The following is a 13,132-nucleotide window of genomic DNA, read 5'->3' as shown; positions in this document are numbered from 1 at the left end:
CCCTGCAGCAGGCGGGGTGGGGTGACAAGGCCGGTTAGGGCGTTTTGGGTCATAGTGCACTACTTTCCAGGCGCAAGGGCGCCGGTCTCAGCCCTTAGGAAAAGACCAGCCCCGCTTCCGCCAAATCCCCGCGGATGATTTCGATCTCGGCTTCGTCCGGCTCCACGAGGGGCAAACGGACAATCGAGTTGGGCAGGACTCCCTGCCATTTAAGAATCTGTTTGGCCGCAACAGCCCCCTGGACCCGGGTCATGGTGGCGCGGACCACGGGCTGAAGCTCAAAGTTGATCTTCCGCGCGGTTCCGAGGTCGTTGGCGTTGACCGCATCGATCAGGCCGCGGAACTGGCGGGTGGCCACATGCGTGGTGACGCCGACAAGGCCAACGGCACCGAGGGCCATCCAGGGCAGGGTCAGTCCGTCGTCGCCGGAGTAGAAGAACAGGTCCGTTTCTGCCATGACGCGGGTGGCCGCAACAAAATCGGCCTTGGCATCCTTGACCGCCACGATGTTGGGGTGCTGCGCCAGGCGGATCATGGTTTCGGGTTCGATGGCGATCGAGGACCGGCCCGGGATGTCGTACAGCATGACGGGCACATCGGCGGCAGAGGCGACGGTTTCAAAGTGTGCGCGCAGGCCGGACTGGCTGGGCTTGTTGTAATAAGGCGTCACCAGCAGGATGCCGTCCACGCCCAGGGCCGCAGCCTGCTGGGAGAGGTGCACGGAGTGCGCGGTGTCGTTGGTGCCGGTGCCGGCAATAATGGCCGCCCGGCCTCCGACCGCTTCCTTGACGGCACGGAACATGCCCAGGTTCTCGTCGTCGGTGAGGGTGGAGGTTTCACCTGTGGTTCCGGTAACCACCAGGCCGTCGCAGCCGTCGTCGACCAGCTTGGTGGCCAGTTCCGCGGCCTGCTGGTAATCCACAGTGCCGTCCTTCGTGAACGGCGTGACCATGGCGGTCAGGAGGGTGCCAAGGGCAGGGATGCGCGCGGAAGTGTCAGCCATGGAAAAAACGTTACCCTGTTCCCGGCTGGTTAGGACAATAGGGGCGGCGTGATGAACGTCAAACAGCCGTTTCGCCGGCGGCCCCGGCGGTTGGCTTTCGGTATTTTCTGAGGCGGCTTCGCTGCAGAATGGAGGGAACAACTTCCGTGCCGGTTCCCGCTGCCTGCTTCAGCGGTAAACCGTCAGGGCCCCAAAAACCGCTCAGGCCGCAGGATTCCCCCAAGACGCTCCTGCCGCCCAGGTTGGCAAGCAGCGTAAACATCCTGTTATCCATGGCCCGTGCTCCAAGGTGGAGGGCCAGCCGGTGTTCCTCGTCCCTGGTGTAGAGGGCGGACACGCAATACACGTCAGCTGCAGCGGCGTCGTTTGCGTGGGTGGGAACGGAGGTATCAAAGCACAGCGCCAGTACGATGCTCCATCCGTCCACCTCGATCAGGGTGGCGCCCTCCCCCGGCGTGAACAGCTCTTGCTCCTGGCCGTGGAGGTGTGTCTTGAATGCCGGTTCGGTGCTGCCGTCGGGATGAATGGCAAGTGATGCCAACCGTGCTGAACCATCGCTTTCCCGAAGGGCAGCACCGACAACTGCTGTAATCCCGGTCCTGCGGCAGATCTCCCGGACATTGCCGAGGCGTTCGTCATCCGGCATTAGCCAGAACTCGGAGTCCTTGAGGAGATCCAGCCGGTATCCGGTGAGGGACAGTTCCGGGAAGACCACCAGGCGGGCGCCGTGATCATCGGCATCCTCGATGAGGCGCACGTGCTCGGCAGCGTTTGCGGTGATTCCTCCATCCAGGGGCTGGTACTGGATGGCGGCTACGGGGAGGGTGTCTGTCACGCCTCCATCCTAGGCAACTGCCCCGACACCAACCTCAGCAGCGGTCCTTTTGAGCGCGTGGCGGTTCATCAGGTCCCGGCCGGCAGTACCTGCCGACCGCCGCTTGCCTCAGCCCTTCCGCCCATGTGGCCAGCCGCTGGGCTGCCCGGACGTAGTGGAACAGTTCGACCGGAGTCAGGGCGTCGATATCCGTCTCGCCGAGCCGGCGCGCGAGCTCCGCCCCCTCCGGCTGCGCGGACAGACTGATGCCCTCCTGCTCCCACTGGATATCCTCGGATGATTTTCCAGTCACCAACTGGCGGAAGAGGTAGTCAACAACACCCGGGCTCATGGCCTTCAGGGGCCCGGCATCTTGTGACTCTGAAGCGGGGATTTCGGGTGATGGGGTCTGCATGCGTCCATGCTATTCGAACATATATTCGAAGACAAGGGGGTTTCTGAACGCTCTGGCACAGGCAGGTGTGAGACGATCTGGTCATGACCTCCCGTAACACCGCCGCCTCTTCCAGGACGGCTGCCGGCCGGTCGGTGCCGGGCCGGCTGTATGGCATCGACGCGGCGCGCGGGCTGGCCCTGCTGGGAATGATGGCCACCCACTTGCTTCCCACGTTCGAGTCGAACGCCGACCTGACCCCCACCTGGATCGGCCTGACCTTTTCGGGCCGGGCCGCCGCACTGTTCGCAGTGCTGGCAGGCGTTGGCCTTACCTTGTCCACGGGCAAGCACAGGCCGCTGGATGGCCCGGACCTGTCAGCAGCCCGGCGTGGCGTTGCCTTGCGCGCCCTGGTGATTGCCGCCGTCGGACTCAGTTTGGGCGGCCTCGAAGTGAACCTGGCCATTATCCTGGTCCACTACGCAGTACTGTTCCTGTGCGTCCTGCCGTTCCTGGGCATGAAGCTGAAGCCGCTCGTTGGATGGGCAGCCGGTTGGCTCCTGGGCTCGCCGGTTTTGGCGTACCTGCTGCGCCCCTGGCTGCTGGCGGCGAACCCGCCGTTAAGGCTGGGTCACAACCCCTCCTGGGAGGATCTGTCCACACCCACCCGGCTCCTGGCGGACCTCTTTTTCACCGGCTATTACCCCGTTTTCCAGTGGATGTCCTACCTGCTGGTGGGCCTGGTCGTCGGCCGCCTGATGCTCAACAAGGCCCTCGTCCCGTGGGTGCTCCTGATTGGCGGCACTATCGTTGCTGTTCTGGCCAAAGCCCTGGGAACCGCGGCGATGGAAAGCTGGGGCGGCCGGGCCGCCTTGGAGAAGTTATTGGATTCGCCCAACTATCCGTTACACAACGTCCTGCAGGTCAACCTGACGGGCATCCCGCAGGAGGGGTCCTGGTGGTGGCTGGCCTCGGCAGCGCCCCATTCGGCTACCCCGCTTGACCTGTTGCATACGTCCGCCGTGGCAGTGGCGGTAATCGGGGCTTTCCTCCTGCTGGGCAGGCTGGCCGAGTGGGTGGCCCTGGACCTGTTGCTGCCGCTTCGCGGTGCGGGGGCCATGACCCTGACCCTCTACTCCGTCCACGTGTGGGTGGTTTCAGGCTTCTACCTCAAGCCGCTCCCGGCCGGCTGGACAGAGGACGCGATGTACTTCGCCCAGGCCGCAACAGCAGTAATTGTGGGCATGGTGTTCGTGCTCCTGAAGTGGCGCGGACCCCTGGAATGGCTGGGGCATGCGGCTAACCAGGTGGGCCGCGGCGCCCAGGCCATCCGCTAGGGTGTCCAGCGGGCAGCCGGGCCAGAACGCCAGCGAACGGCCAGTCGGGAACGTTGCCGGCGGCCAGGCTGGAACGCCAGCGGCAGCTAGGCCGTAACGTTGCCGCGGAAGAGCTTGACTGCGTCGCGCATGGAGGCGCGTGCTCGCTTGCGGTCGCCGGCGGCGTCGTAGGCGCAGCTCAGCCGGAACCAGGAACGCCAGTCCCCCGGTGCTGCTTCAGCTTCCGCCCGGTACTTCTCAAACTCCGCATCCGCTGCGGAACGGACAATCCGCCCCGCCGGGGTCCTGGGCAGCTCGTCCACGGGAAGGCCGCCCTCGGCCTCGAGGACTTTCGCCATCTGCTCGGTGCGGGCCCCGAACATGAGTTCCCGGACGAGCGCCCAGGCGCCGATCACCGGCAGCACCAGGTACGCCGCTCCGATGGCAACCGCCGCAGGGTTGCTGTCCGTCAGCAGCAGGATCGAGCGCTGGAAGGACACCACCAGGTAGAAGACCAGGAGGAGGGTGACTGCCCCCACCCAGATTTTGGTGCGGTTTTTCCGGAAGCCCGCAACCAGCCCGCCCACGGCTACAGCCCCAGGTCCAGGTAGCCGTCAAGGCCCACCGTGAGCCCGGGGTGGGCGGCCACGTTGCGCAGGCCAAGCAGCACGCCGGGCATGAAGGAGGCGCGGTCGAAGGAGTCATGGCGCAAAGTCAGCTGCTCGCCGGCGCTGCCGAGCAGGACTTCCTGGTGTGCGACAAGGCCGCGGAGCCGTACGCTGTGGACGCGTACGCCGTCCACCTCACAGCCGCGTGCACCGGACAGTTCGCTGGTGGTGGCATCGGGGCTGGGCGGCACCTGCGCCGCGCTGCGTTCGGCGGCGATGAGTTCGGCAGTCCGGACGGCCGTGCCGGACGGTGCGTCCACCTTGTCCGGGTGGTGCAGTTCAATGATTTCGACCGACTCGAAGTATTTGGATGCCTTCGCGGCGAACGCGGAGGCCAGCACCGAGCCAAGGGCGAAATTGGGCGCAATCAGCACGCCCGTCTCCGGCCGGCTTGCCAGCAGGTCCGCCAACCCGGACAGCTTGCCGGCGTCCCACCCGGTGGTGCCGACAACAGCATGGATGCCATGTTCGACGGCGAAGCGTACGTTCGCTTCAGTGCTTTCGGGCACTGTCAGGTCCACCACGAAGCGTGCCCCTGCAGCGGTGAGCTGGTCCAGCGAATCTCCCCGGTGCAAGGCGGCGACGAGCTTCATGTCAGGGGCGGCTTCAATGGCTTTTACGGCTTCGGCGCCCATGCGCCCATTCGCGCCCAGCACGGCAACGGGCAAGGGAGCAGAGTGTTGTTCGGTCATGCCGTTAACCCTACCGGCGGGCCTGCAGCGCACGGGAACTGCGGAGTGTGCGTTACCTCGCAGGGGCCGGCGTGAGGAATGGTGGGGCAGGCAGGAACAACAGCAGGATCAGTTGCCCGCGCCTACCCACTCCACGGTGCCGTCGGCGAAGAACTGCTCCTTCCAAATGGGCACCAGCTCCTTGATCCTGTCCACCAGCTCCGAGCACACGGCGAAGGCCTGGCCTCGGTGGGCTGCGGAGACGGCGCACACAAGCGCGGGATCGCCGATGTCGAGCATGCCGATCCGGTGGGCCGCCCAAATGCGCACGGGCTGGGAGGCGAAGCCGCCCTCCCCTTGTGCCTCTGCCATTTGTGCCTCTGTCATCTGTTCCGCTGCCAGGCGGGCAACGACGTCGGCCATCACCTGGTGGGCTGTGGGGTGCGCGCTGTAGCTGAGGCGCTTAACTGCCTTGCCGCCGTCGTGATTTCGCACCACGCCGCTGAAGCTGACCACCGCCCCGGCGGTGTCACTTTCCACTGCCGCAATGGCCTGGTCAACGGAGATGGGTTCCGCGCTCAGGACAGCGCTGACCACCTCGAATGTTGTTTCAGTGCCCATGTCCGCCTTCCAACTGGTCGCAAAGGTGCCCGATCACCGGATCCAGGACTGTAAGTCCGTCCATTACCCCTTTAGGTGATCCGGGCAGGTTGATGATGAAGGTGTTCCCCGCGGCACCTGCGTAACCGCGGCTGAGTGCCGCAAGCGGCGTTTTTGCGGCCCCTGCGCGCCGGATGGCTTCCATGATGCCGGGGATCTCGCGGTCCAGCAGCGGCAGCGTGACGTCCGGCGTCCGGTCGTCCGGGCTGAGACCCGTGCCTCCGCTGGTCATGACGACGGCGGGGCGCTGGGTCAGGAGGGCACGGATGGCTGCGCCCACGGGCTCACCGTCGGGGACCACCATGGCAGGGAAGACGTCAAAGCCGTGTTCAGTCAGCCAGTCGGTGATCACGGGGCCGGTTTCGTCGTCGTAAATTCCGGCGGCGGCCCGGGTGGAGGCAATGACGACTCCGGCCTTTCGGCCTTGGACGTCGCCGTGGCGGTGGGGTTCCGGAGCATTCAGCATGCTGGGGCTGCTCACAGTGTCCAGTCCCCGCTCTTGCCGCCGCTCTTGGCAAGCACTTTGATGTCATTCAGGACGGCGTGTTTGTCCACGGCCTTGATCATGTCGTAAACGCTCAGGGCAGCGACGGAGGCTGCCGTGAGGGCTTCCATTTCCACGCCTGTGACGCCGCGGGTCTTGACCGTTGCCAGGATGGCCACGGACTCCGTTCCAAGCTCAAAGTCCACGGTGACCTTGGACAGCGGAAGCGGATGGCACAGCGGAATCAGTTCGGGGGTCTTCTTCGCCGCCATGATTCCGGCGACCCGTGCCACGGCCAGGGCGTCTCCCTTGGGCAGACCACCCGAGCCAAGCAGGGCCATGACCTCTGCCGTGGTGTGGACCGTGGCGGTGGCGGTTGCCTCGCGGGTGGTTTCGGCTTTGGCGGAGACGTCCACCATTTGGGCGCTGCCGTCCTGGCGCAGGTGCGTCAGGGCGGCCGGGGATTGTTCTGCATTCACAGCATCCATACTTCCACCTCTGCCCCTGCCGTGAGCGCGGCCACTCCAATCGGGACATGAACCAGCACGTTCGAACCGGCGAGCGCGTGCATCAGGTGCGAGCTTTCCCCGCCCTGCAGCTCCACGGTCCCATCAGGCTGCAGGGTGCCACGGCGGACCTGGTGCTTGTGTTCAGGTGACGTGAGTGACTGGCTGAGGCGGGCACGAATGGGCAGGCGCGGCGCTGGTGCGCCGAGCAGGCCGGCCACAACGGGGCGGAGGAACATTTCAAAGGACACCAGGCAGCTGACCGGGTTTCCTGGGAAGCCCAGGAACGGGCGTCCCTCGAAGGTGCCGATCCCCTGCGGTCCGCCCGGCTGCATCGCCACATGCAGGAAGTCCACGGGCTGGTCCTGCATCGCCTGCCGGACCACCTCGTACGCGCCCTTGCTGACTCCGCCGGTGGTGACGATCAGGTCCGCCGCTTCGCCCTCGGCCCGCAGCAGCGTGCGAAGCCGGTCGGGGTTGTCGGTGACGATGCCCGTGCGGCGGACGTTCAGCCCGGCCTGCTTCATGGCTGCTTCCAGGAGGGTGGCATTGGAGTCGTAGATCTTGCCGGCGGGCAGCTCCTGGCCGGGTTCCACCACTTCGTCGCCGGTGGTGACCAGCAGAACCGTCACGGCCCGGTACACCTTGACCTTTGGAATCCCCAGCGCCGCGAGCAATCCCAACTGGGCAGGGCCCAGGAAGGTTCCGGCGGCCAGGGCCGTCCTGCCTGCCTCTACGTCGCTGCCTGCTGCGCGGATATAGGTGCCGGGCGCTGCTGGAGGCAGCCGCACCGTGGCCTGCTCGGTGTGCGGAAGGAAATAGTCCGGAATGGCCCGTTCAATGGGGACGACGGCGTCAGCCCCCTGGGGGAGCATCGTGCCGGTCATGACGGGAACGGCCATCCCGGGGTGGAGGGGTGCAGGGCTTGCTCCGGCTGGAACGGGAGGCATAAGGCGCAACTCGGCGCCGCCGTCGGGCACGTCGACAGAACGGATGGCGTAGCCATCCATCTGGGAGTTGGCGAAGGGCGGCAAACTGATGGGAGCGCGGACGGCGCTCACCAGGCCGCGGCCCAGCGCCTGGTACAGGGGCAGCAGTTCCGCCCGTTCCGGTGCCCGCACATGCTGCAACAGTTCCGCGACGGCAACGGCATGGTCAGCCACGGACCGTGCCTGGTGCCCGCCATGATGCGGACGGTGCGGCGCCTGGCCGCCGGGCTGGTGCCCGGTCTGGGGCAACGCCTGCTCTACAGGCGTTCCATGGTGTTGCGGGCTGGTCATGGTTCCGCCTTCGGTAGCCGTCAGGGTTTCACATCCACTCTAATCGTGTGGAGCCCCGTGGCTCCGTCCGGGACGACAGGCCGGTTCTCCTCGTCCTGAGTGTTGCCAGCCAGGTCCGTGGCGCGGACCTGGAGTTCGTACTGGCCTTCCGCAAGTTCCAGGCCCAGGCTCCATTGGTACCAGGTGTCCAGCGAGATGCCTTCGGCCAGCTCCGCCCGCTGCCACGGGCCACGGTTCACACGGAGCTCCACTTTTTCGATGCCGGTATGTTGAGCCCACGCGACGCCGCCGACCATTACCGTTCCCGCGTTCACCTGCCGGCCATCTCGTGGTACATCGATCCTCGAGGACGTTTTAATCGGTCCCCGCTCCGACCAGCCCCGGGGAGTCCAGTAGGCGACGTCGTCGGCGAATCTGGTGACCTTGAGCCCGGTGACCCATTTGGTGGCCGACACGTACCCGTAAAGTCCGGGCACTACCAGCCGCACGGGAAATCCGTGTTCAAGGGGCAGCGGCTCGCCATTCATTCCGACGGCGAGCAGCGCATCCCGGTTATCCCTGAGCGCCTCGAGGGGCGTGCCTGCGGTCCAGCCGTCCACACTTCTTGAGAGCACCATGTCTGCGCCAGGCTGGGGCCCGGCGAGGCTGAGCAGTTCTCGGACCGGCCAGCCCAGCCAGCGGGCATTGCCAATAAGGTCTCCCCCCACATTGTTGGACACGCAGGCGATGGTCACGTGGCGCTCGACCATGGGCTTGGCCAGGAGTTCGGCGAAGGTCAACTCCACCTTTGTTTCCACCATGCCGGTGACTTTGAGGACCCATGTGTCCGGGTCGACGGCGTGAACTGTCAGCGCGGTGTCGATGCGGTAGAAGTCGGCGTTGGGGGTGACGAGCGGTTGCAGGCCGTCCACCTTCGCCTCCGCAGCTGGCGGAATGGCCGGCGCCGGCGATGCAGGGGCTGGCAGCGTCACGAGGCTGCGGGCTTCGCTGGCCACGGCGGCCGCACGCCGCCATGCTGCCGCCATCGCTCCACCAATGACGGTGAATGCGGCTCCGACTGCCAAAACCCGCAGGAAGCGACGGCGGGCTGGCGCTTCCCGGGACGCTGGTTCCGCTCCGGCGCGCTCTTCCCGGAGCCGGCCAATCAGGAAGATGAGCAGACCTCCGGCGACGACTGCGGTGAGCACTGACAGCACCATCGCGTTAAGGGTGGCCTGGGCGCGGGTCAGGACGGCCACCAGGCCAACGAGCCCAAAGACGGCAACCACAGCGGCGCCCATGAAACGGCGGCGGTGTTCCACCACCCCGGCCAGCGCAGCCAGGGACGCCATGACCACAGCCATTCCGGCCAGGAGAGCCGCCTTGTCGGCAGTACCGAACACCGCCACGGCCCAGTCCTTGACGCCGGCAGGAACGGCATCGATGACGGCGCCGCCAACAGCAGTCAGCGGCGACAGGGATGGACTGAACACGCCCGCCAACAACTCTCCAAGCACCACGGCACTGCCCACCGCAACTGCCCCTGCGGCCGCCGCCCACCGCCCGTTCAGGCGTGGCTGTGGCTGTTGCGGCAGCGGACGCTGCGCGGGCTCCCGCAGCCTGGTCCCGCCGTCGTGCGGTGCCTGCCTTGGCTGGGAGCTTTCCACACCTCCAGCATAAGTTCGCGGAGTACACATGGCGCCGCCCGTGTCATGGATTCGGCCGGGGTATTCTCTGCCGCCCTTCACGCCGTCACGGGTGTGATGCACAGCCCAACGTGGCGTAGCCTGAATTCATGAGCGTCCAGCTAGGCATGCCCCAACCGCGGGAGGAAGCAGCTTCCCTGCCGTCGGTTCCCGCTGCCCGCCCCGTTGATGCTCCGGCCGGGCTGGCGGACCGCTATGGCCGCCGCGCCACGGACATGAGACTGTCCCTGACGGACAAATGCAATTTGCGCTGTACCTACTGCATGCCTGCTGAGGGCCTGGAGTGGCTGGCGAAGCAGGCGGTCATGTCGGCGGAGGAAATCGTCCGGATAGTCCGCATCGGCGTGGATCTGTTGGGAGTCCGGGAACTGCGGCTTACAGGCGGCGAACCGCTGGTGCGGCACGACCTGGTGGACATTATCGCAGCGCTGCGCAGCAACCATCCCAGCCTGCCCATCTCCATGACCACCAACGGGGTTGGTCTGGCAAAAAAGGCGGCGGCGCTGAAGGCGGCAGGGCTGACCCGCATCAACGTGTCACTTGACTCCCTGCATGAGGAAACGTTCACCCAGCTGACGCGCAGGCCTTTTCTGAACCAGGTACTGGCCGGGGTGGACGCAGCCTGGGCAGCCGGCCTGGGCCCGGTCAAGCTCAACGCGGTACTGATGCGCGGCATCAACGACGCCGAAGCGCCCTCGTTGCTCGCCTGGGCACTCGGACGCGGCTACGAAGTGCGTTTCATTGAGCAGATGCCGCTGGACGCGGACCATGGCTGGACACGGCTGAACATGATCACGGCCGAGGAAATCCGCGGGTTGCTCTCCACTGATTTTGTCCTCAGCGCCGACCCTCGCGCGCGTGACGGCGCACCGGCGGAGCGTTTTGAAGTACGACGGCGGGTGGCAGGGTCCGGTGATGGCGCTGCCGGCCCTGTGCTGGGAACCGTGGGCATTATCGCGTCGGTCACCGAACCGTTCTGCTCAGACTGCCGCAGGACGCGGATTACGGCTGAGGGCAAAATCATGAGCTGCCTCTTCTCCCGGGAAGAATTCGACCTGCTGGGCCTCCTGCGCTCAGGAGCCGGCGACGATACCCTTGCCCAGCGGTGGCAGGATGCGATGTGGATCAAACCTAAGGCTCACGGAATGGACCACGTGGGACTTGATGCTCCGGACTTCGTCCAGCCGGACCGCAGCATGAGCGCCATCGGGGGCTGAATCTTTTGAACGTACGTTACTTCGCTGCCGCGCGCGCTGCGGCAGGGGTGGAAGAAGAGCGCTTCGACCTGGCGCCGGGCTCCACTGTTGCTGACCTGCTGGAGACCGTTCTGTCGGTGGAGCGCCCCGAGCCTCCTGCCGGCACTCCCCCGCTGCCCCGCATCCTGTCCCGAAGCAGCTTTCTGCTGAATGAAGTCGCCGTGCGGGACCATTCCGTCGTCCTGAACACGAATGACGTGGTGGATGTGTTGCCTCCCTTTGCCGGGGGCTAGGAGACCTTCCCTCGCTCGGGCTCCTGCCTGCGGAACGGCCGCCTGACGAACCAGCCGAGGACAGTCTTGTGGATCCGGCAGATCTGCCAGCTGACGACAGTTGGTGGGATGACTTCCATGCCATGCCCCCCGTGTTGCCCACCGACCCCTCAACGGCCAGGGGCCTGCTGCACTTCTGACATGGCGTGCCTCGGCGGGACAGGGGTGACGTCAGCTTCGCCGGAACGTTGAGGTCATGAACGGGACATAGGGCGAGCCATTCCCGTCGGCCCCACCGTCGGATTCCTGCCCTTCGGCCGTGCTTCCACGGGTGCGAAGCTCTGTCACATGGGTGAGCACGCCCCCGTCGACGCTCAGTGTGTGACGGGTCCATCCGGCGCTGCCACCGCGTTCCACCCTGAGGGCTCCGCCGTGCCAGGCGCAGCGGGCCGGGGCACCCGGGACCGGGCTCGAGTTGTCCACGTAGTACCAGAAAACGTTCTGGTGGTCCGTATCCAGAGTGAAAATTCCGTGGCCTTCGAAATGTGTCCCGTCCGGTTCCAGGTGCCGATAGCTCTGCACCACTGCGAAACCGCCGGCTACCGGCCTGTACGTCACTTCTGCGTCAACGGTGCGTTCCGGTCCCCATGGGCCGGCGGCGAACCAGGTACTTCCCTGCCAGCGGCCGAGGAAACGAGCCAAGGCTCCAGGGCCGCGGTTGGGTGGGGTTTCTTTCACAGTCCCTCACCTCCCGCGCTAAGACCTGCCTTCGGCGGGTCAGAGTCCGAACGTTTCCGTCTCCTCAAAGGGTCCGACGACGGTTACAGTCCGAGGTGCCGCTGCCAGTTCCGCGGCAAGGTCCTGAACCTGTTCTGCCGTGACGGCCTTGATGAGCCTGAGCGTTTCGTCGATGTCCTGGTACTCGCCGGAAACGAGTTCTGCCCGGCCCAGCCGCGACATGCGCGATCCCGTATCCTCCAAGGCCAGGACGATCCCGCCGCCTAACTGGCCCACTGCCTTCCGAAGTTCGTCCTCGGTAATCCCGTGCTCTGCCAGCTTGTCCAGTTCCTCGCCGAGCAGGTCCAGGACCTGGCGCACCTTGGACGGGGTGCATCCCGCATACATGCCGAAGTAGCCGGCATCGGCGTAGGAGGAAGCGAAGGAGTACGTGGAATACACCAGGCCGCGCTTCTCGCGGATTTCCTGGAACAGGCGCGACGACATGCCTCCGCCTAGCACGGCGTTCAGGACGCTCATGACGTAGCGCCGTTCGTCCGTGGCAACAATCGTGGGGCAGCCCATGATGATGTTTGCCTGCTCCACCGCGCGCTTGACCACGTGGAGGCCTGCCGTCCCGGTAATCAGGGCCCGGTCGGTGGAACGCCTCTCCACAGGAGCAGCGTCGGCCTTCAACGACCACCCTGCAGACTCAAGGGCGTCCACGACGAGGTCGCAGACGACGTCATGCTCCAGGCCGCCCGCTGCAGTGATCACAAGCTCGTCGGGCCGGTAATACCGCTGGTAGTGCTCCCATACGGAGTCCCGCGCCACAGCCTTGATGGCGTCCGGGGTACCGCCGATGGGGCGCCCCAGGGGGTGGCTGCCCAGGACTGCTGATACGAAGTGTTCGTGGGCCACGTCTGTGGGGTCATCGCTGTCCATGGCGATTTCCTCGAGGATGACGTCCCGTTCCTGCTCCATTTCTGCCGGGTCCAGGACGGCTCCGGTGATCATGTCTGCGATGACGTCGATGGCCATTGGCAGGTCGGAATCCAGGACCCGCGCGAAGTAGCACGTGCTTTCCTTGGCGGTGGCCGCGTTCGACTCACCGCCCACCTCGTCAAAGGCGGAAGCGATCTCCAGCGCGGTGCGGCGCTTGGTTCCCTTGAACAGGAGATGCTCCAGGAAGTGTGTGGAACCGTGCTGGCCCGGGGCTTCGTCCCGGGACCCGACGCCTACCCAGAAACCGATGGTGGCCGACCTCTGGCCGGGCATCGCCTCCGTCAGCACCCGCACTCCCCCGGGCAGCACCGAACGCCGGACTTCGGAGCCGCCGTCGGAACCGTGGACCAGGGTGTCGCCGCGGTGGTTCTGCTCTAGAGGCAGGGGTACAACAGTCAGTGAGGCCTTTCAAAAGGGCAGCCGGGATCTGGCTGCCATCGTAACAGCGGCGGGGGGGGGGG

At 65.9% G+C, this 13,132-nt stretch carries 15 protein-coding genes; 3 read left to right on the top strand and 12 right to left on the bottom strand.

Features of this window, described 5'->3' with window-relative positions:
- Positions 1–94: 94 nt before the first annotated feature.
- The 3 genes from dapA to AC5RWX_RS23640 are packed head-to-tail and all read right to left on the bottom strand — an operon-like array spanning position 95 to position 2,232.
- Positions 95–1,003, bottom strand: a complete 909-nt coding sequence (dapA, locus tag AC5RWX_RS23650) for a 4-hydroxy-tetrahydrodipicolinate synthase (protein ID WP_494098733.1) — start codon at positions 1,001–1,003, stop codon at positions 95–97.
- A 58-nt stretch (positions 1,004–1,061) separates the two neighbouring features.
- Positions 1,062–1,838, bottom strand: a complete 777-nt coding sequence (locus AC5RWX_RS23645; RefSeq protein ID WP_494098732.1) for a carbon-nitrogen hydrolase family protein — start codon at positions 1,836–1,838, stop codon at positions 1,062–1,064.
- Between the two features lie 34 nt (positions 1,839–1,872).
- Entirely contained in the window at positions 1,873–2,232 is a 360-nt protein-coding gene (locus AC5RWX_RS23640) for a hypothetical protein (RefSeq protein ID WP_494098731.1), read from the bottom strand.
- An 83-nt stretch (positions 2,233–2,315) separates the two neighbouring features.
- On the opposite strand from AC5RWX_RS23640, the gene AC5RWX_RS23635 reads away from it, so the two are divergent.
- Positions 2,316–3,548, top strand: coding sequence for a heparan-alpha-glucosaminide N-acetyltransferase domain-containing protein (locus AC5RWX_RS23635; protein ID WP_494098730.1), 1,233 nt, complete (start codon positions 2,316–2,318; stop codon positions 3,546–3,548).
- Positions 3,549–3,634: 86 nt separating this feature from the next.
- On the opposite strand, the gene AC5RWX_RS23630 is transcribed toward AC5RWX_RS23635, so the two are convergent.
- The 7 genes from AC5RWX_RS23630 to AC5RWX_RS23600 all read right to left on the bottom strand — a co-directional run bounded on the left by AC5RWX_RS23630 (position 3,635) and on the right by AC5RWX_RS23600 (position 9,295).
- Positions 3,635–4,114: a hypothetical protein gene (locus tag AC5RWX_RS23630; RefSeq protein ID WP_494098729.1), complete on the bottom strand. Its 480-nt coding sequence runs from the start codon at positions 4,112–4,114 to the stop codon at positions 3,635–3,637.
- A 2-nt stretch (positions 4,115–4,116) separates the two neighbouring features.
- Positions 4,117–4,887, bottom strand: a complete 771-nt coding sequence (dapB, locus tag AC5RWX_RS23625) for a 4-hydroxy-tetrahydrodipicolinate reductase (protein ID WP_494098728.1) — start codon at positions 4,885–4,887, stop codon at positions 4,117–4,119.
- 108 nt (positions 4,888–4,995) lie between these two features.
- Positions 4,996–5,487, bottom strand: a complete 492-nt coding sequence (locus AC5RWX_RS23620; RefSeq protein ID WP_494098727.1) for a molybdenum cofactor biosynthesis protein MoaE — start codon at positions 5,485–5,487, stop codon at positions 4,996–4,998.
- Positions 5,477–5,992, bottom strand: coding sequence for a MogA/MoaB family molybdenum cofactor biosynthesis protein (locus tag AC5RWX_RS23615; protein WP_494098736.1), 516 nt, complete (start codon positions 5,990–5,992; stop codon positions 5,477–5,479). Before AC5RWX_RS23615 ends, AC5RWX_RS23620 begins: the two co-directional genes overlap by 11 nt.
- 11 nt (positions 5,993–6,003) lie before the next feature.
- Entirely contained in the window at positions 6,004–6,498 is a 495-nt protein-coding gene (gene moaC / locus AC5RWX_RS23610; protein ID WP_494098726.1) for a cyclic pyranopterin monophosphate synthase MoaC, read from the bottom strand.
- Positions 6,486–7,796 (bottom strand): molybdopterin molybdotransferase MoeA, encoded by a 1,311-nt coding sequence (locus AC5RWX_RS23605; RefSeq protein WP_494098725.1) that lies wholly within the window; start codon positions 7,794–7,796, stop codon positions 6,486–6,488. The genes moaC and AC5RWX_RS23605 overlap by 13 nt, the downstream gene beginning before the upstream one ends.
- Positions 7,797–7,816: 20 nt before the next feature.
- Entirely contained in the window at positions 7,817–9,295 is a 1,479-nt protein-coding gene (locus AC5RWX_RS23600; RefSeq protein ID WP_494098735.1) for a molybdopterin-dependent oxidoreductase, read from the bottom strand.
- Positions 9,296–9,570: 275 nt separating this feature from the next.
- Here AC5RWX_RS23600 and moaA point away from each other — a divergent pair, with 275 nt between their 5' ends.
- A complete protein-coding gene (gene moaA / locus AC5RWX_RS23595; RefSeq protein WP_494098724.1) occupies positions 9,571–10,698 on the top strand; it encodes a GTP 3',8-cyclase MoaA in 1,128 nt (375 codons plus the stop codon).
- Between the two features lie 5 nt (positions 10,699–10,703).
- Complete coding sequence (locus AC5RWX_RS23590) at positions 10,704–10,970, top strand: MoaD/ThiS family protein (RefSeq protein ID WP_494029524.1); 267 nt, start codon at positions 10,704–10,706, stop codon at positions 10,968–10,970.
- Between the two features lie 210 nt (positions 10,971–11,180).
- Here the strand turns inward: AC5RWX_RS23590 and AC5RWX_RS23585 are convergent, their stop codons facing one another.
- Positions 11,181–11,687: a DUF1579 family protein gene (locus AC5RWX_RS23585; protein WP_494098723.1), complete on the bottom strand. Its 507-nt coding sequence runs from the start codon at positions 11,685–11,687 to the stop codon at positions 11,181–11,183.
- A gap of 39 nt (positions 11,688–11,726) precedes the next feature.
- On the bottom strand, positions 11,727–13,070 hold the full coding sequence (locus AC5RWX_RS23580; protein WP_494098734.1) for a M16 family metallopeptidase: 1,344 nt from the start codon (positions 13,068–13,070) through the stop codon (positions 11,727–11,729).
- Between the last annotated feature and the right edge of the window lie 62 nt (positions 13,071–13,132).

Source organism: Arthrobacter sp. SPT-J7 (assembly GCF_059089965.1).
Note: the sequence above shows the minus strand (reverse complement) of the source record. Positions and strands in the feature narration are given on the sequence as shown.